The 17,654-nt window shown below is 72.9% G+C and carries 15 protein-coding genes and 1 pseudogene; 10 read left to right on the top strand and 6 right to left on the bottom strand.

The annotated features are described in order from the left end of the window. Window positions 1-232 precede the first annotated feature (232 nt). Together SXIN_RS06155 and SXIN_RS06150 are read left to right on the top strand one after the other, a co-directional pair. A complete protein-coding gene (locus SXIN_RS06155) occupies window positions 233-1,471 on the top strand; it encodes an SAV2148 family HEPN domain-containing protein (RefSeq protein ID WP_039823468.1) in 1,239 nt (412 codons plus the stop codon). A 142-nt stretch (window positions 1,472-1,613) separates the two neighbouring features. Further along, window positions 1,614-2,384: an exonuclease domain-containing protein gene (locus SXIN_RS06150; RefSeq protein ID WP_095756705.1), complete on the top strand. Its 771-nt coding sequence runs from the start codon at window positions 1,614-1,616 to the stop codon at window positions 2,382-2,384. A gap of 188 nt (window positions 2,385-2,572) precedes the next feature. Here SXIN_RS06150 and SXIN_RS06145 read toward each other — a convergent pair whose 3' ends face one another. After that, entirely contained in the window at window positions 2,573-3,481 is a 909-nt protein-coding gene (locus SXIN_RS06145; RefSeq protein WP_238153692.1) for an aminoglycoside phosphotransferase family protein, read from the bottom strand. A gap of 589 nt (window positions 3,482-4,070) precedes the next feature. On the opposite strand from SXIN_RS06145, the gene erm(S) reads away from it, so the two are divergent. From erm(S) to SXIN_RS06105, 7 genes are all read left to right on the top strand, one after another. Continuing rightward, window positions 4,071-5,102, top strand: coding sequence for a 23S rRNA (adenine(2058)-N(6))-methyltransferase Erm(S) (gene erm(S), locus SXIN_RS06140; protein WP_095756703.1), 1,032 nt, complete (start codon window positions 4,071-4,073; stop codon window positions 5,100-5,102). Between the two features lie 154 nt (window positions 5,103-5,256). Then, on the top strand, window positions 5,257-6,477 hold the full coding sequence (locus SXIN_RS06135; protein WP_019711035.1) for a macrolide family glycosyltransferase: 1,221 nt from the start codon (window positions 5,257-5,259) through the stop codon (window positions 6,475-6,477). Between the two features lie 131 nt (window positions 6,478-6,608). Beyond that, on the top strand, window positions 6,609-7,670 hold the full coding sequence (locus SXIN_RS06130) for a CDP-alcohol phosphatidyltransferase family protein (protein ID WP_019711034.1): 1,062 nt from the start codon (window positions 6,609-6,611) through the stop codon (window positions 7,668-7,670). A 655-nt stretch (window positions 7,671-8,325) separates the two neighbouring features. Beyond that, complete coding sequence (locus SXIN_RS06120) at window positions 8,326-9,540, top strand: S8 family peptidase (protein ID WP_019706118.1); 1,215 nt, start codon at window positions 8,326-8,328, stop codon at window positions 9,538-9,540. A gap of 223 nt (window positions 9,541-9,763) precedes the next feature. Continuing rightward, the gene (locus SXIN_RS06115; protein WP_039823459.1) at window positions 9,764-10,315 is read left to right on the top strand and encodes a DUF1697 domain-containing protein; all 552 of its coding nucleotides are present in this window, start codon (window positions 9,764-9,766) and stop codon (window positions 10,313-10,315) included. A gap of 527 nt (window positions 10,316-10,842) precedes the next feature. Next, window positions 10,843-12,063, top strand: a complete 1,221-nt coding sequence (locus tag SXIN_RS06110) for a S8 family peptidase (protein ID WP_019711032.1) — start codon at window positions 10,843-10,845, stop codon at window positions 12,061-12,063. Window positions 12,064-12,314: 251 nt separating this feature from the next. Next, window positions 12,315-13,088: a Clp protease N-terminal domain-containing protein gene (locus tag SXIN_RS06105; RefSeq protein ID WP_039823453.1), complete on the top strand. Its 774-nt coding sequence runs from the start codon at window positions 12,315-12,317 to the stop codon at window positions 13,086-13,088. 103 nt (window positions 13,089-13,191) lie between these two features. Here the strand turns inward: SXIN_RS06105 and SXIN_RS06100 are convergent, their stop codons facing one another. Together SXIN_RS06100 and SXIN_RS06095 are read right to left on the bottom strand one after the other, a co-directional pair. Continuing rightward, entirely contained in the window at window positions 13,192-13,833 is a 642-nt protein-coding gene (locus tag SXIN_RS06100; protein ID WP_019711030.1) for a class I SAM-dependent methyltransferase, read from the bottom strand. Window positions 13,834-13,952: 119 nt separating this feature from the next. Then, a complete protein-coding gene (locus SXIN_RS06095) occupies window positions 13,953-14,894 on the bottom strand; it encodes a LysR family transcriptional regulator (protein ID WP_095756701.1) in 942 nt (313 codons plus the stop codon). A 66-nt stretch (window positions 14,895-14,960) separates the two neighbouring features. On the opposite strand from SXIN_RS06095, the gene SXIN_RS06090 reads away from it, so the two are divergent. Next, window positions 14,961-16,061, top strand: coding sequence for a Kelch repeat-containing protein (locus SXIN_RS06090; protein ID WP_192883551.1), 1,101 nt, complete (start codon window positions 14,961-14,963; stop codon window positions 16,059-16,061). A 307-nt stretch (window positions 16,062-16,368) separates the two neighbouring features. Here SXIN_RS06090 and SXIN_RS06080 read toward each other — a convergent pair whose 3' ends face one another. The 3 genes and pseudogenes from SXIN_RS06080 to SXIN_RS32885 form a co-directional block, all read right to left on the bottom strand. Further along, window positions 16,369-17,073, bottom strand: coding sequence for an alpha/beta fold hydrolase (locus tag SXIN_RS06080; protein WP_019711026.1), 705 nt, complete (start codon window positions 17,071-17,073; stop codon window positions 16,369-16,371). An 88-nt stretch (window positions 17,074-17,161) separates the two neighbouring features. Further along, window positions 17,162-17,332 (bottom strand): ATP-binding protein, encoded by a 171-nt coding sequence (locus tag SXIN_RS32890; RefSeq protein WP_019711025.1) that lies wholly within the window; start codon window positions 17,330-17,332, stop codon window positions 17,162-17,164. Between the two features lie 46 nt (window positions 17,333-17,378). Beyond that, a pseudogene (locus SXIN_RS32885) lies at window positions 17,379-17,642 on the bottom strand (ATP-binding protein); the annotation flags it as partial. Window positions 17,643-17,654 lie beyond the last annotated feature (12 nt).

The following is a 17,654-nucleotide window of genomic DNA, read 5'->3' as shown; positions in this document are numbered from 1 at the left end:
CTCCTACGGTTTCTCCTCGTCCTCCGGCCGGGGCCTTCTGCTCCCTATGCTGTTTTACAGGGGAAAACCAGGACAGCTGGGCAAGTGGGGGCAATGACGCGCCGTTGTCCTCCGGGGGTGGCGGTCCGTCATCGATCCCTCACGGTTCCCGTCGGGGTTCCGGGTGCACCGGCTCCCGCGCACGCAGTAGGCTCCGGTGATCGAAGACCCGGGGGCGGAAGGCGGTGCACAGGTGAGCTCGGGCGGGTTGGAGCTGCCACCTGGTGACAGTGGTCAGGACGGCGGCGCCACGGACGTCCCTCCCGGCGCGGTGTCCCTGGCCCGGCCGATGGAGATCGGTGCGGAGCTGGACTGGGGCCCCGACGCCTGGAACGAGGTGCGGACACGCGCCCGCCGGGCCGGACGGGCCTACATATGGCTGAATCTCGTCGAGCAGCGGCTGCGCGCGGTCGTCGCCGCGGTCCTCCGGCCGATCTACGAACCGGTGCACGGCGACGAGTGGGTGGTGGCCGCCGCCGGGCCCGCCGGGCACGAATGGGTGCAGCGCGCCGTCGCCGTCCGCGAGGTCAGCCGGCGGAAGGGCTATCTGCTCGACCCGGCCGACGACAACGTCCTCAGCTTCCTGACCCTGCCGCAGCTGCGCGAGCTGATGGTGCAGCACTGGCCGTGCTTCGAGCCCTATCTCGACGACCGCCGCGACCTCGAACTCGCCCTGGACGAGCTGGAGGTGGCGCGCAACGTCGTCTCCCGCAACCGGGCCCTGTCCGAGGCCGTCCTGGCGCAGGCCGAGCGGGCCTCCGCCCGGCTGCTCCGCATCCTCGGCACCGGGGCCGGCGCCCCGTCGTCCGACCGGCTGCCCGTCGACGCCGTGGAGGACCTGGTCGGCGACCGCTACGCGGACGTCGTCGGCGTCCACCCGGACCGGGTCCGGCTCCAGCGGCAGCTGCCCGCCGAGGACCTCTTCGGCGGTGCCCGCCGGCTCGACGGGATCGGCATCGGCCTCAACCTGCTGGTGCAGAACTACTCCGGGCGGCGGCTCGTCCGGCTCGCCGAGGCCGGGTGCCGCACCCGGCTGCTCTTCCTCAACCCGGCCAGCAGCGCCGTGCGCCGCCGCGAGCGCGAACTCGGCCTGAAGAAGAACGAGCTGAGCCGCTCCGTCGAGATGAACATCCTCCACATGCGGCGGGTGCGGGCGAGGCTGCGGGACACCGGGGCCTTCCAGATCAACGTCTTCGACGAGACCCCGCGCTTCACCGCCTACCTCGTCAACGGCGACGGCTCGGACGGCCTGGCGGTGGTGCAGCCCTATCTGCGCCGCGCGCGGGGCATGGAGGCACCCGTGTTCGTGCTGCGGGGCGGGCGGCGGCAGACGCTGCGGGAGGACGGCGGGAAGGAGCGGGAAGCGGGGCTTTTCGACACCTACCGCGAGGAGTTCGAGAGCGCCTGGGCCGACTCCCGGCCGGTGTCCTGAACTCCGGGCCGGCCGGGCCGGCGGCCGCGTCCCCGGCCGGCCCGCGGCCGGCGGTCCGGCTCCCGGCGCCAACGGGCGCGCTGTCAGTGGCCGGTGGGAGAGTGGAGCACATCGGGGGACGCACAACAGAAGGAGAGCCGTCATGGGGTGGCACCGGGAAGCGCTGATCGGGTTCGACCTGGAGACGACGGGCACCGACATCGAGACGGACCGCATCGTGACGGCCGCGCTCGCGGAGCTGACGCCGGACGGCCGGGCCGGTGCCGTACGGACCTGGCTGCTCGACCCGGGCATCCCGGTGCCCGGGGAGGCCGCCGCGATCCACGGCATCACCACCGAGCGCGCCGTGCGGGACGGTCTTCCGGCGGCCGCCGGCGTGGCGGAGATCGTGGCAGCCGTCGCCGAAGTGCTGCGCTCCGGGCGGCCGTTGGCGGTCATGAACGCCCGCTACGACCTCTCCCTGCTGGACCGGGAGTGCCGGCGGTACGGCATCACCCCGCTCGCGGACCGGCTCGGCCGGGAACCGGGCCCGGTGATCGACCCTCTCGTCCTCGACAAGCACGTGGACCGCTACCGCAAGGGGAAGCGGACCCTGCAGGCGCTCTGCGAGCACTACGACATCCCGCTGACGGGGGCTCACGACGCCGGGGCGGACGCCTTCGCGGCCGCCGGTGTCGCCGCGTGCATCGGCCGGCGGCACGCCTCGGTCGGCTCACTGGAACCGGCGGCGCTCCACGACCTCCAGATACGGGCGGCGGCGGACCAGGCGGCCTCCTTCCAGCGCTATCTGCGCCGGACGTCCGATCCGCGGGCCCATGTGGAGCGGGCCTGGCCGCTGATCCCCGCCCAGCGGGAGCGCGTGGGCGGCCCGGTGCCGGGAGGCGGCGCCGAGGCCGGGAGCGCGGGGGGCTGACCCGATTCTCCGTCGCGGGGGGACGCCCGGCCCTCTCGGTGCCTGGGTCCTCCGGGCCTCACGGTCCCCGTTCCCCACGGTCCCCGTTCTCCGCGCCGGTCCGTCCGGCGCGGTGGGAGCCGCCCCCGCAGGGTCCGACGGCCCGCAGGGGCAAGCCGGCGTCCGGCGTGTCCGCCGGCCCGGCGCGGTCAGAACGGGTGCCAGCGGACCTCGGAGTCGCCCTCGCGCAGTGAGGCAACCCGGCGGCGGAACTCCGCCAGCGCCGCCGGGTTGCCCGGGGCGCTCTGGGCGACCCAGGCGCAGCTGGCCGTCTCCCGGGCGCCGCGCAGCAGGGCGCAGCCGTCCCACTCGCGCACATCCCAGCCGTAGCCGCGGGTGAAGGCCGTGTACTCCTCGGCCGGGAGGCCGTACCGGTCCCGGGAGAGGGCCATCACCACCAGGTCGTGCTCGCGCAGATCGTGGGAGAAGGTCTCCAGATCGACGAGCACGGGGCCGTCCGGGCCGATGTGCACATTGCGGGGGAGCGCGTCGCCGTGGATCGGGCCGGGTGCCAGCCGGGGCACCAGCCCGGCCGCGGTCTCCGCGAACCGGTCGCGGCGCTCCCGCAGATAGGCGGCGTCGGCCGGGTCGATCGCGTCACCGGCGAGCCGCAGCCAGCGCTCGACGCCGCTCAGCAGTTCCCGGCGGGGCAGGGCGAAGGGGGGATCCGGCAGGGCGTGCACCATCTTCAGCAGCTCCGCGAGGTCGGCGGCGCGGGCCGGCCGGACGGCCGCCGGCAGCCGGTACCAGTACGTCACCGGGTGCCCGTCCACGAGTCGCGCCTCGGGCTCGGCGGGCCGCACGGAGGGCAGGTTCTGCTCGGCGAGCCAGTGGGCGATGCCCAGTTCGCGGCGGGCACGGCCGAGCAGTTCGGGGCTGCGGCCGATCTTGACGACCGGCCCGTCGTCGCCGAGCGCCAGGACGGCGTTCTCGCCGAACGCGATCAGTGGCGCGTCGGCCGCCGCCCCGGGGTGCCCGGCGGCCGCCAGCACCTCCCGCGCCCGGTGCTCGCTGAACACGGCCGTTCCGGCTCCCGTTCCCGCTGCTGCCTCCGGCACTGTGGCCTCCGCTGATGGTGTCGTCGTGCGTTGTGCGTCGTGTGCTGTGCCGTCCGCGGTCGTGCGGTCGTGCGGTCGTGCGGTCGTGCGGTCGTGCGAAGGCATTCTCCCAGCCCTGCCGGAGGGACCGGCTCCGCCGGGCAGCGGGAGCGGAGAAAAGAAGTTGTGGGTGAGCCGTGCCCCTGCCTACCGTTCCCGGTGCAGGAGACAACGGCGGCTTTCCGTGCCCGCGTCCACGCGCTTCGGCGTCTGGCGGCACGCCTCGAGAGGTGGTCCTCATGAGTATGGGTATCGGCGGTCCGGCCACCCAGGGCCGCGCTGTTCCCGCCGCCGTCTGTACCGCGTTCACGATGACGCGTCGGCCGCGACGCGGCCCCGGTGCCCCGACCGGCCCGGCGGCCTCCGTCTGCTGATCTCTTCCCCGGCAGTACCGCCGCGGCACCTGCCGCGCGCCTGAACGACGCCCGTACGCCCGCACGCCCGGCGTCCGCGTGCGCCGTGCCGCCGTCTTCCGCCGCCTGCTCCCTTTCTCCGGTCGGGGCCCCGTGCCGTCCGCCCCCCGAACCTTCCGGAGAAATGGACACCGGCCGTGGCCCGTGCACCCCGATCGCCCCACCCTGCCCGCTCGCGGGAGACCTCCCGCGCCCACCCGCCGTACGGCACCCGTGCGGATCGCGCACACGGCCGTGACCGTGACCGTGATCGCAGCCCCGCCGGCCCCGGCAACGCCGGCAGCCGCGACGGCGGCCGCAGCCCCGACCGCGCCCGGCGCGAGCTCTCGCAGAACTTCCTCGCCCGCCGGGCCGTCGCCGAGCGCGTCGCGCGTCTGGTCCGGCCGGCCCCCGGTGGCCTGGTGCTGGAGGTCGGCGCCGGGCGCGGCGTCCTGACCGAGGCGCTGGCCCCGTACTGCGGGCGGCTGATCGCCCACGAGATCGACCCCCGTCTGCTGCCGGCACTGCGCGACCGGTTCGGCGGCCCGCACCACGCCCATGTGCGGATCAGCGGCGGCGACTTCCTGGCGGCCCCCGTCCCCCGTGAGCCGTTCGCCCTCGCGGGGAACATCCCCTACTCCCGCACCGCGGAAATCGTGGACTGGGCGCTGCGGGCGCGCACGCTCACCTCGGCGACCTTCGTCACCCAGCTCGAGTACGCCCGCAAGCGGACCGGCGACTACGGACGCTGGAGCCTGCTGACGGTGCGGAACTGGCCCTGCCACGAGTGGCGGCTGCTCGGCCGGATCTCCCGCCGGGAGTTCCGGCCGGTGCCCCGCGTGGACTCGGGCATCCTCCGGATCGAGCGGCGCGAGCGGCCCCTGCTGCCCGCGGCCGCCCTCGGCGACTACCACCGCATGGTGGAGCTGGGTTTCTCCGGCGTGGGCGGATCGCTGTACGCCTCGCTGCGCCGGGCCCACCGGGCGGGGCCGCTCGACGCCGCGTTCCGCGGAGCGCGGCTGGACCGCTCGGTCGTCGTCGCGTATGTCACACCGGAGCAGTGGCTCACGGTCTTCCGCACGCTGTGGCCTGTTCGGCCTCAGCCTGCGCGCCCCCGGCCTGCCGGCCCTCGGCCGGCCCGGGTCCGCCGTCCGGACACTCCTCCTCGTCCGGACGGCCAAAATGATTAACCGATACGTCTCGTCTCGCGTAGCCTGTGCTCCGGACCGCTCCCGGGATCCCCGCGCAACGGCGGCCCGTCGTCCCCGGCGCCGGCCCGTCCACCGCTCCTTCCCGCCCCCTGCGGGCCGCCCCCGTACCCCACCGATCGAGGAGTGTGCGTCCATGCACCGTGAACCAGCCCATATCGCCATGTTCAGCATCGCTGCCCACGGCCACGTCAACCCCAGCCTGGAGGTCATCCGCGAACTGGCCGCCCGCGGACACCGGGTCACCTACGCCGTCCCGCCCGCCTTCGCCGACCTCGTCGCCGGGGCGGGAGCCGAGCCGCGCCCCTACACCTCCACCCTCCCCCTCGACGAGGACCCGGACGCCTGGGGCACGTCACTCCTGGACAACGTGGAGCCGTTCCTCGACGACGCGATCCAGGCGCTGCCGCAGCAGCTCGCCGCCTACGAGGGGGACGAACCCGACCTGGTGCTGCACGACATCGGGGCCTACCCGGCGCCGGTCCTCGCCCACCGCTGGGGCGTGCCCGCCGTCCAGCTCTCCCCGTGCATGGTCGCCTGGGAGGGGTACGAGGAGGTGGCCGAGCAGATGTGGGCGCCGGTGCGGGAAACGCCCCGCGGCAGAGCCTACTTCGCGCGGTACCGGGCCTGGCTCGACGAGCACGGGATGACGCACACCGATCCCGACCGGCTCATCGGGCGGCCCCGGCGCTGCATCGCCCTGATCCCGAGCGCGATGCAGCCCGAGGCGCACCGGGTCGACCGCTCCGTGTACACCTTCACCGGCCCCTGCCTGGGGGACCGGTCCCACCAGGGCACCTGGCGGCGCCCGCCGGACGCGGAGAAGGTGCTGCTGATCTCCCTCGGTTCCGCCTTCACCAAGGAGCCCGCCTTCTACCGCCGGTGCGTCGAGGCGTTCGGCGGTCTGGAGGGCCTGCACGTCGTCCTGCAGATCGGCAGGTTCACGGACGAGGCAGAGCTGGGCGAGGTGCCGGCCAACATCGAGGTGCACCGCTGGGTCCCGCAGCTCGCCGTCCTCCGGCAGGCCGACGTCTTCGTCACGCACGCCGGGATGGGCAGCTCCCAGGAGGGGCTGGCCTGCGGAGTCCCCATGCTCGCCGTACCGCAGGCGGCCGACCAGACGATGAACGCCGAGATGCTTCAGGGGCTCGGCGTGGGCCGGCATCTGCCCAAGGAGGAGGTCACGGCGGACCGGCTGCGGGACCTGGTGCTCGCCCTCGCCGACGACCCCGGGGTCAGGGAGCGCTGCGCGGCCGTACGGTCCGATGTGGCCGGTGAGGGCGGTACCGCCCGCGCCGCCGACCTCATCGAGGCGGAGCTGCCCGGGCTGTCGGACGCCGGGGGCGTCCGAGCCTGACGCATCCATGGACACGGCCACCCAAGACGACCTTTACCCATGGGTAAAGGTTGTACGGCGCGAATCTTGTCCTTTGGGTGGCGGGGTTCTTAACGTCGGGTGAACAGCCCGACTGGACAAGAGAGTTCACCATGCGCAGAGATATTCCTCCGCTCGCGGAGGTACGCCGCACCACCGAGAAGAAACGCGACGCCTGGTGGACGGTGCTGCTGGTGGACCCGCTGGCCACCCCGCTCGTCCGCTGGACGGCGATGTGGACCCGTATCACCCCGAACCAGATCACCTGGGCCGCGCTCTTCCTCGGCCTCGGCGCGGCCGCCTGCTTCGCGACCGGAAGCTGGGGCTGGCTGCTGGCGGGCGCCGCCCTCTACCACCTCAGCTTCATCCTGGACTGCATGGACGGGAAGCTGGCCCGGCTCACCGGTACCGGCACCGTCTTCGGCGCCTGGCTCGACTATGTCTTCGACCGGGTGCGGGTCCTGGTGTGCGCCATCGCACTGATGGGGGGCCAGTACTCCCGCACGGGAGATGTCGTCTTCCTGTGGCTGGCCCTCGCCGTCGTCTTCCTCGACATGCTGCGGTACGTCGACGCCCTGCAGATCTTCAAGATCCGGCACGGGATGCGCAAGCAGATCAAGGCCCGCGCCCGGGCGGCCCGGCGGGCGGACGACGAGCGGCGGGTCTCCTTCATGGAGGACCTGCTCCGCGACAACCCCGAGGCGGACTTCGACCAGGAGGACCGCACCGCCGCCGACGACGGGCCGGAGCCCGCGCACTATGACGCCGGCACGGAGGGCGAGACCGCGGCGGACGCGGCCGTCCTTCCCGGCGCCCGGCCGGCGGGGCCGGTCATCGACCTGCACCAGGAGTTCAAGAGCCGCTTCCCCTGGTACGGCCGGTTCCGGAACCTGCTGCTGCGCCACCGCATCCGCACCCACCTGGTCAGCGGTATCGAGTTCCAGATGGCGGTCTTCATCATCGCCCCGGCGGTGGGTGCCGTCGCCCCGGTGACCATCGGCGCCGCGGCGCTGCTGCTCGTCTTCGAACTGGCGATCATCTACAAGCTGCTGCTCTCCACGCGGGACTTCACCCGCACCCTCGAGTCCTTCGACGCGGCGGGCGCCGAGGCCGCCGCCGTCGCGCCGGCTCCGGGGGTTCCGTCGGCACCCCGGGAGACGACGACCGCGGCCTGAGCCCGGGCCGGGTGCCACCCGGCCGCGGGGAGTGGGCGGTGGCGGGGGGAGCGGAACCAGAAGGATCACCGCACGCGGTACACGCGCCGCCGGCGGCGGGCACGGGCCCGGGGCGCACCGCCCCGGGCCCGTCCGCGTGAGCGGGCCCTCCCGCGCCGGCCCGCTCTTCTTCCGCCGGCCCGCCCTCCGTTCCGCGCGCCCGTGCTCCCTCGGCCTGTCCGGCGGGCTTCCCGTCTCCGCCCGGGTGCTTCCGCCGCTCCGCCCCGGCTTCTCCGGCCCGCTCCGGGTGTGCCCGCGCGGCCGGGAATCCGGTGTCCGGGGTCGTGCTCGTCCGGTCAGCGGACGGCACCGGGGGCCGCAGCCGTCCGGAGCGCACTTCCCGCTCTCCGGACGGCCGCCAACTCCTCGTACGCCGCCGCACGGTGCCGCTGCCGTTGTCCCAACTGCGCCCGTTCTGCCGGGCTTTGCGATTACCGGACAGTGTTAGCCACGTCACACCGCTGAGCGAACACATTGAAATGCGCGCGTCAATCGGTCAGGGTTTCGGTCACGCGGAGTCCCGCCACCCCCCACGGCCCTGACACACCGCGACACCGCGCCGTCCCCACATCCCCCCACCTCCCCCCACTCAGCGCACGAGGAGACCTCCCTTCACATGGCTACTCATTCGCGTTCCGGCAAGCGCCGCCTCGCCGTTGCCGTCACCGCCGCCGCGGCGGTCGTGGGCACCACCCTCATGGCCCTCCCGGCCGGAGCGGCCCCCGCAGGGGGCAAGATCTACGGCGCGGACGCCAAGAACGCCGTCAGCGGCAGCTACGTCGTCCTGCTCAAGGACGGTGCCGCCGCCAAGACCCTGAAGACGGCCGGCAAGAAGGACCTCGCCGCGACCTACGGCGGCAAGCTGGCCCGCAACTACTCGGCGCTGGAGGGCTTCTCCGCCACCGGCCTCAGCGAGTCCGAGGCCAAGCGCCTCGCCGCCGACCCGGCCGTCGACAAGGTCGTCCGGGACCAGAAGTTCACCATCACCGGCACCCAGAACAACCCGCCGTCCTGGGGCCTGGACCGGATCGACCAGACCGCGACCGCCGGCGACGGCGCCTACACCTACCCGGACAGCGCGGGCCAGGGCGTCACCGCCTACGTCATCGACACCGGTGTCCGCGTCACCCACCAGGACTTCGAGGGCCGTGCCAGCCTCGGCTACGACGCCATCGACGGCGACAACTCGGCCGACGACGGCCACGGGCACGGCACCCACGTGGCGGGCACCATCGCCGGTGCCTCGCACGGTGTCGCCAAGAAGGCGAAGATCGTCGCCGTCCGCGTGCTCGACGACAACGGTTCCGGCACCACCGCCGGTGTCGTCGCCGGCATCGACTGGGTCGCCGAGAACGCCTCCGGTCCCTCCGTCGCCAACATGAGCCTCGGCGGCGGCGCCGACGCCGCCCTGGACGCGGCCGTGCGCACCGCGATCTCCTCGGGCGTCACCTTCGCCGTCGCGGCGGGCAACGAGTCGAGGAACGCCTCGACCGGTTCCCCGGCCCGCGTCACGGAGGCCATCACCGTCGCCTCCAGCACCAGCGGCGACCAGCAGTCGTCCTTCTCCAACTTCGGCAGCGTGGTGGACCTCTACGCACCGGGCTCCTCCATCACCTCGACCTGGAACAGCGGCGACAGCTCCACCAACACCATCTCCGGCACGTCCATGGCCACCCCGCACGTCGCGGGCGCCGCGGCCGTCTACCTGAGCGGCCACACCACCGCCGGCCCGGCGCAGGTCGCCTCCGCCCTGACCGGCGGCGCCACCTCGGGTGCCATCAAGAACGCGACCGGCGGCACCCCGAACAAGCTGCTGAAGATCGTCGAGTAGTCACAGGCTCCGGCCCGGGTCCGCCCCCGGGCCGGACGGCGTGCGCACCGCCGGAGTCCGGCCGCCCTCCCGCCCGCGCGGGGAGGCGGCCGGACTCATGCGGGCGGGGCTGCGCCCCGCCCGCGCCCTCGCGGTACGGGGGTGTACGCGGTTCGGGGGCGCCCCCCGGACGCCGTCCGGCTAAGGCGCCCGGCCCCGGCGCACTTCCCGTAGCGTGCCGTCCGTGACGACGACATACGCGGCCCTGCTGCGGGGCATCAACGTGGGCGGCAGCAACAAGGTCCCGATGGCCGAACTGCGGTCCGTGCTGACCGGCTTCGGCTACGACAACGTGCGAACCCTGCTGCAGAGCGGCAACGCCGTCTTCGACGCCCCCGACCACCGGGATCCCGGCCGTCTGGCCGCCGAGGTCGAGCAGGCCCTCGCCGAGTGGTTCGGCTTCCCGGTCGCCGTCGTGGTCCGTACCGCCGGGGAGCTGCGTGCCGCCGTGGAGGCCAACCCCTTCCCGGACCCGGCCGCCGAACCCGCGAAACACACGGTCACCTTTCTGGCCGGCCGGGCGGACCCGGAACAACTGGACGCGGTCGACCCGGCGCTCTACGCCCCGGACGAGTACCGCCTGGCCGACGGCGGCCGCGAGCTCTACGCGTACTTCCCGAACGGCCAGGGCCGCAGCAGGCTCGCGCCGCTCCTGGACAAGCGGAAGCTGGGCGTCGAGGCGACGACCAGGAACTGGAGCACCGTCACCAAGCTGCTGGCTCTTGTGGAGAGTTGACCGAACCCGCCACCGCCGCCGTCCACCACACGGAGCCGGCCGCGCCCTGAAGGGGCTCGGCGCGACGCCCGCCGACGCGGGCCGGGGCGGCTTCCCCCGGCGGGTTCCGGCCGACCCGGAAGGCGATGCGTTCCGCGTCCTCGGCCCGGCCCGGCACTTCGCCACCCCGCCGCCCCGGAAACCTCCTCACGCGCACCGCGGGGCGCGGGCCACACGCCCACAGCACCGAGCTCGTCTTATAGGGCGTCACCCTCGAAGCCCGTTTCCTCCGTCGTCATGGCCGGGGGCGGCCGCAGGCCGCCAGTGACGCCACATCAGCGGTGGCCCGCGATGGCCGGATTCCGCCCGCCGCGCAGATATTCGCGATTACCGGACGATGTAACCCATGTCACACCGCTGAGCGAACGTATTGATATGAGCGCGTCAATCAGTCACCGTGCTGACTCATCGAAGCGGGCCTCGACCCCACGGCCCGTCGCGACGTTCCGCCCCCGCACACCCCCACTCAGTGCAGGAGGAGACCCCTCATGGCAACTCGCTCGCGTTCCGCTCTGCGCCGCCTCACCGTCGCCATATCCGCCGCCGCGGCCGTCGTGGGCACCGGCCTCGCGGCCGTCCCCGCCGGAGCCGCCCCCGCCCCGGCCGAGGGCAAGATCTACGGCGCCGGTGCCAAGACCGCCATCGACGGCAGCTACGTCGTCCTGCTCAAGGACGGTGCCGCCGCCAAGACCCTGAAGGCCACCGGCAAGAAGGAGCTGGCCAAGACGTACGGCGGCAAGCTCGACCACAACTACACCGCTCTGGACGGCTTCTCCGCCACCGGCCTCACGGAGACCGAGGCGAGACGCCTCGCCGCCGACCCGGCCGTCGACAAGGTGGTGCAGAACAAGACCTTCCGCATCACCGGCTCCCAGGCCAACCCGCCGTCCTGGGGCCTGGACCGGATCGACCAGACCTCCCGGTCGCGGGACGGCGTCTACAACTACCCGGACAGTGCCGGCGAGGGCGTGACCGTCTACGTCATCGACACCGGCGTGCGCGTCACCCACCAGGACTTCGGGGGCCGTGCCAGCCTCGGCTACGACGCCATCGACGGCGACAACTCCGCCACCGATGGCCACGGGCACGGGACGCACGTGGCGGGCACCGTCGCCGGCGCGGCGCACGGTGTCGCCAAGAAGGCCAAGATCGTCGCCGTCCGCGTGCTCGACAACAACGGTTCCGGCACCACCGCCGGCGTCGTCGCCGGCATCGACTGGGTCCAGCGGAACGCCTCCGGTCCGTCCGTGGCCAATATGAGCCTCGGCGGCGGGGCCGACGCGGCCCTGGACGCGGCCGTGCGCTCCGCGATCGCCTCGGGCGTCACCTTCGCCGTGGCGGCGGGCAACTCGGCGGCCAACGCGGCCAACTACTCACCGGCGCGGGTCCAGGAGGCGATCACCGTCGCCGCCAGCACCAGCAGCGACTCGGAGCCGTACTACTCCAACTACGGCAGCGTGGTGGACATCTACGCACCCGGCTCCTCCATCACCTCGGCCTGGCGGAGCAGCGACACCTCCACCAACACCATCTCCGGTACCTCCATGGCCAGCCCGCACGTCGCCGGGGCCGCCGCCATCTACCTGGGCCGCCACACCGGCGCCACCCCGGCCCAGGTAGCGAGTGCCCTGAGCAGCGGTGCCACCGCCGGTGCCATCACCAACGCGACCGGTTCCACCCCGAACCGGCTGCTGAAGGTCGTCGAGTAACAGCCATCCGCATCCCGCCGGAGCCCGGCCGTCACCCTTTCCCGGAGGTGGCGGCCGGGCTCACGTGCGGGGTCCCGGTGCCCCGGCCGCCAAGCGCCCCGCTTCGGCCGCGTCCGGGGGCGCTCAGCCAACGGGTGTACTTCCGCGGCGAGTTGGCGTTTCGGACCGCAGGAACGGCTGGTGCGGGACGAACCCGGAGGGACTGTCAACGCGAGGTTGACGCACGCGAACTGTCAACCTACGGTTGCCTCATGACGGAACCCGTACGCATGACGCATCCGGTCCGGCTCGACGACCTCATCGACGCGATCAAGAAGACCCACTCCGACGCGCTGGAACAACTCACCGACGCGGTCGTCGCGGCGGACCATCTCGGAGATGTGGCCGACCACCTGATCGGCCACTTCGTGGACCAGGCGCGCCGCTCGGGCGCCTCCTGGACGGACATCGGCCGCAGCATGGGCGTGACCCGGCAGGCGGCACAGAAGCGCTTCGTGCCGAAGGGCTCGGGCGAAGCGCAGGACCTCGACCCGAGCCAGGGCTTCAGCCGGTTCACCCCGCGCGCCAAGAACGTGGTGATGGCCGCCCAGAACGAGGCCCGCGCGGCCGGCAACGACACCATCGGCCCGGCCCATCTGCTCCTGGGTCTGCTGGCGGAACCCGAAGGGCTCGGCGCCAAGGCGATCAACGACCAGGGTGTCCTTCTGGACGCCGTACGGCAGGCGGCGACGGCAGCTGTGCCGCCGGCAGCCGGACAGGTTCCCGACCTGATCCCGTACGACGCGGACGCGCGCAAGACCCTCGAACTGACCTACCGGCAGGCGCTCCGGCTCGGCCACAACTACATCGGCACCGAGCACATCCTGCTGGCCCTGCTGGAGTTCGAGGACGGCGCGGGCCCCCTCAGCGGGCTCGGCATCGACAAGGCGGCCGCGGAGACCTGGACGGCGGAGACGATCGCCGCCCTCACGGCGGTCTGGCGGGGTGACGAGACGGACGGACAGCCCGCCGGACCGGACGAGTAGGCCGGGAGGGCCGCTCCGGACCGAGGCCCCGCCCCGCGGCTGGATCACCGCTCCGGGGTGCCGCGCGCCGTCGACGGCGGCACGCGGCACGCGGCACTCCGGGTCACTTCCCCGCGCGCATCAGCAGGCGCCCCTGGCGGAATCGTTCCCCCTCCAGCGGCTCCCGCAGCATCCGGCCGACCTCGGTGAAGCCGGCCTCACCGGCCAGCCCCGCGAGACCGTCGACCGGCCATCGGTAGGCCGTGGTCACCTTGTGGTCGAACGCCGTGACCGGCTCGCCCTCCGACTCGAAGAAGCCGAGCAGCAGTGTGCCGCCGGGCGCGAGGACCCGGCGGAACTCGGCGAAGTACGAGGGCACATCCGCCGGCGGGGCGTGGATGACCGAGTACCAGGACACGACGCCGTGCAGCCTGCCGTCGGCGAGGTCCAGGGCGTCCATGGAACCGACCTCGAACCGCAGGTCCGGGTACGCCTCCCGGGCAAGGCCGATCATCACCGGCGAAAGGTCGACGCCGAAGACGTCCAGCCCCAGATCCCGCAGGTGCGCCGTGAGAAATCCGGGGCCGCATCCCAGCTCGGCGACCGGCCCGGGACCGGCGGCCCGCACCGTCTCGGCGAACGCGGCGAGCACTGCGCGATCCAGCGGCAGAGCGTCGAGCGCGTCGCGGAAGAGTTCGGCGTAGAGAACGGCAACGGCATCGTAGGCATCGGCTGTCGCCCGGTGCGATGAGGAAAGTTCGGTCACAGGCGGGACCCTAGAGCCTTCCCCGGCAGGCGGCTGACCGACCAGCAGATCGGCGGCCGCAGACCAGAGGATCCCGCACGCGCTCACACCCCAGGGCGACAGCGGAATCTCTCGGAGACTCACGAACCGCCCTCTGCGGGCCCGGCCTGCGGGGCGGAGCCTTTTGCTGCTGTGCGGGCCTGCTGCCGCAGCCATCGTTGTGCGGGGTCGTTGTCCAGTCGTGGATGCCAGAGCATCAGATAGGTCATGGTGTCGATGACTTCGGGGGCGGGCACGATGCGCAGTGCTGTGTCTTGTCCCGAGGCGTCGGCGTCCAGGAGCCGTTTCGGCAGTGTGGCGACGAGGGCCGTTCCGGCGACGGCCTGCAGGGCCGCGTAGTGGTAGGGCACCGTGAGACCGACGGTACGTTCCACGCCGGCCCGGCGCAGGCTCGCGTCGACGACACCCTGCCGGCCGTGGGAGATGTCGACCACGACGTGGACGGCGCGCAGATAATCGGCAAGGTCGAGCGCGGTGCGGCCGGTCGGCGAGTGCTCACGGTCCATTACGCAGACGAACTCCTCGGCGAACAAGGGCTCGGCGCGCAAGGAGGCCGGCGGTTCGGAGCCGAAAAAGGCCAGATCCACCGCCCCGCGGTGGAGGTCGTCGAAGACTCCCTCGTGCCAGGACCGGTAGTGCAGCCGGGATTGTGGTGAGCGCTGCATGACGGTCCGGATCAACTCCTCGCCGATCACGGAGGCGGCGTAGTCGGTGCCGGTCAGCCGGAAGGTCTCCGCGGCGGTCCCGGGGGAGAATCCCTCGCGGGGGAACAGGTCGGCGATCTGCGGGAGCAGCACGGCGAGTTGCTGCCGCAGCCGTTCGGCGCACGGTGTCAGCTGGTATCCCGAGGGGCTTCGGACCAGCAGGTCGTCCTTGAACGTCTCACGCAGGCGCCGCAGCGTACGGCTCATCGCGGGCTGACTCAGATGCACACGCCCGGCAGCGCGGGAAACGTTCCGTTCTTCCAGCAGGGCTGCGAGGGGAATGAGCAGGTTGAGGTCAAGGCGCTCGATATGCGTCACGCGCATAGCATTGCATGCCAACTATGCATTGGACTGATGTTCTCGGCCGGTGGCATGGTCTCGGGTATGAACCCGAACACGAAAATTCGTACAGCGACGGTGTCCTTAGCTCTCGCCGCGTCGGTGGCGGCGGGCGGGGTGGCGATACCCGCGCAAGCCCACGAAGGCCACCCGCCGGCCGCCGGTGCGGGGGCCGTCCCGGCGGATCCGCACTACGGGCGCGGGTGGCAGGAACTGCCGGGGATCAAGGGCGGCCCGCGCCAGGAACACGGGGTGGCCGCACTCGGCGAGAAGGTCTATGTGCTGGGCGGCATCGTCCCCCAGGCAGGCGGCGGCGTCACCACGGTCGACCGGGTCGAGGTCTTCGACACCCGCACACGCCGCTGGTCGGAAGCGGCTCCGCTGCCGGTGCCCATGAACCATCCGAACGTGGCGGTCGTGGACGGCAGGATCCACGTTCTGGGCGGGCTGACGGGCGGCGCTTCGTGGGAGGCCACCGGAGCGAGCTTCGTCTACGACCCGAAGAGGGACCGATGGTCCTCGCTGCCTCCGGTGCCGCGGGAGATGGCGCGCGGCAGCGCCGCGATGGGCGTGAAGGGCCGGACGGTCTACCTCGCCGGCGGTATGCGGACGCTGACCCCGGGACCCGGTGGCCTGCAGGACACGGTGGACACCGTGTCGGCCTACGACGTGCACAGTGGCAGGTGGCGCGAACTGGCCCCGCTTCCGCAGGCCCGCGATCACGTCGGCGGTGCGATCGTCGGTTCCACGTTCTATGTGCTGGGCGGACGTGACCGGGGCCAGGTCAACGTGCGCGACACCGTCTACGCACTGAATCTGCACACCGGACGGTGGGCCGAACGCGCCCCGATGCCGACCGCACGGGGAGGCCTCGCCGCGTCCGCGGTCGGAGGGAAGATCTACACCTTCGGGGGCGAGGGCAACCCGGCCCCGGGCTCGGACGGCGTCTTCGCCGAGACCGAGGTCTACGACGTCGCCCGCGACCGCTGGCAGCGCCTGGCTCCCATGCCGGTGCCGCGTCACGGCACCGCCGCGGCGACCGTCGGCGACACCGTCTACATCCCGGGAGGCGGCACCGCCGAAGGCGGGGCGCCGGTCGCCACCAACGACGCCTACCGGCCCTTCGGGCACGGACACCGGCCCTGATCCGGAGCGACTACCGGCCGGCGGCTCCGCCGGCGACGGCCGACGTGACTTCCTCGCTGGTGGCGGATGTCCCGCCGCCGTCGAAGGCGGGCCACTCAAGCGGCTCGTCCCGGCCGTGGCCCGCCCCGGCCGCCACGTGGATCCCCTCAGGGATGGTCTCTCCCTCCGGGACGTCACGGCGGTTGGCGGCTTCGTTGGTCAGGGCCGAGTCCTCCTGGTCCGCGCGGACACGGGTGCGCTTTTCTGCCCTGCGTCAATCCTGGTACATGTCTCACACCGGGTGCGTGGATCCGCCAACTACTGCGGCTCAGTCACCGGGCCCCGCCGCGGCGAGGAGTATCCGGGCCAGTTCGCGCGGCTGGGAGAACATGGGCCAGTGGCCGGTGTCCATCGTGACCAGCCGCCACCGCTCGCTCTTCAGCAACTCGGCCACGTCGGGGCTCGGCTCGGGCCAGTCGAGCAGGCACTTGATGTACGTCGCGGGGAGTTCGCCGAGCGGGCGCGCCAGCACGGCCGGTTCGGTGAGCGTGGCGCCCGGGTGCGGACTCCCGTCGGCCGTGAAGCGGGCGATCCGCTCGGGGCTGAGTCCTTGGCCGGCGAATTCGTCCGCGTCGGGGACCGGCCAGAAGCCCCCGTTCGCGGCGATCGCCGCCTCGACCATCGCCCTGCCGTCCGGCCAGGCGGAGACGAACGACTCGCCGTCGGCCGGGACGTTGGAGTCCACGAAGACCACCCGGGCCAGCCGGTCCCCGATCCGCTCGGCGGCCTGACCGGCCGGGATGCCCGCGTAGCTGTGCCCGACCAGTACGACGTCGCGCAGCTCCCGGCGCTCGATCTCCCCGACGATGTCCTGCACGTGCGTCTGCTGTCCGGCGGGCACGCCCTTCTTCTCGGCGAGCCCGGAGAGCGTCAGGGGATGCACGCCGTGCCCGGCCGCCCGCAGTTCCGGGACCACCTCGTCCCAGGCCCACGCTCCGAGCCACGCGCCTGCCGTCAGTACGTATTCGCTCATGGGGGCAACCTAGGGGGACGGTCTGACACTGGCCGTCCCGCGCCGGGAATGGGTCCGGGTTGGTATGCGGGGCGACCCCGGCGGCGCGTCACGCGGCCATGGTGAAGCGTTCGCGCCGGACGAGTTCGATCCAGAGGAGTTTGCCGCGCGGGCCGGGCCACGGGTGGTCGCCGTCGCCGAGCAGGCAGCTTCCCCAGTTGTCCGCCCAGAGCCGCACGAGGTGCAGCCCGCGACCGCTCTCGGCCTCCGCGTCCACCACGTCTGTTCCCCGTTCCGGCTCCGGGGCACGGTGGCTTGTCGAAGGGTGGCGGGACGGTCGGGTCGGTGTCCCAGACGGTGATCCGGAGCCGCCCGTCCGAAAGCCCGCGCAGGCGCAGCGACGATGGCCCGCCGGTGTGCCGGTAGGCGTTGGTGACCATCTCGGACGCCAGGAGTTCGGCGGTGTCCGCCAGGTCGTCCAGGCCGTGTCCGTCGAGCACGGCTCGCAAGGTTGTACGGGCGATACGCGGGGCGCGGGGATCGTGGGGAAGTTGGAGGGCGTACGCCCAGTCCGGGGCTACGGTGAGCATTGATTTCTCCTG

Source organism: Streptomyces xinghaiensis S187 (assembly GCF_000220705.2).
In the GTDB taxonomy this organism is placed as follows: Bacteria; Actinomycetota; Actinomycetes; order Streptomycetales; family Streptomycetaceae; genus Streptomyces; species Streptomyces xinghaiensis.
Note: the sequence above shows the minus strand (reverse complement) of the source record. Positions and strands in the feature narration are given on the sequence as shown.

What these genes read in the sequence shown, in the direction of transcription:
- SXIN_RS06110 (WP_019711032.1), top strand. Translation starts at nt 10,843, where the DNA reads ATGGCAACTCGCTCGCGTTCCGCTCTGCGCCGCCTCACCGTCGCCATA.
- SXIN_RS06105 (WP_039823453.1), top strand. Translation starts at nt 12,315, where the DNA reads ATGACGGAACCCGTACGCATGACGCATCCGGTCCGGCTCGACGACCTC.
- SXIN_RS06120 (WP_019706118.1), top strand. Translation starts at nt 8,326, where the DNA reads ATGGCTACTCATTCGCGTTCCGGCAAGCGCCGCCTCGCCGTTGCCGTC.
- SXIN_RS06090 (WP_192883551.1), top strand. Translation starts at nt 14,961, where the DNA reads ATGAACCCGAACACGAAAATTCGTACAGCGACGGTGTCCTTAGCTCTC.
- SXIN_RS06080 (WP_019711026.1), bottom strand. Translation starts at nt 17,073, where the DNA reads ATGAGCGAATACGTACTGACGGCAGGCGCGTGGCTCGGAGCGTGGGCC.
- SXIN_RS06130 (WP_019711034.1), top strand. Translation starts at nt 6,609, where the DNA reads ATGCGCAGAGATATTCCTCCGCTCGCGGAGGTACGCCGCACCACCGAG.
- SXIN_RS06135 (WP_019711035.1), top strand. Translation starts at nt 5,257, where the DNA reads ATGCACCGTGAACCAGCCCATATCGCCATGTTCAGCATCGCTGCCCAC.
- SXIN_RS06150 (WP_095756705.1), top strand. Translation starts at nt 1,614, where the DNA reads ATGGGGTGGCACCGGGAAGCGCTGATCGGGTTCGACCTGGAGACGACG.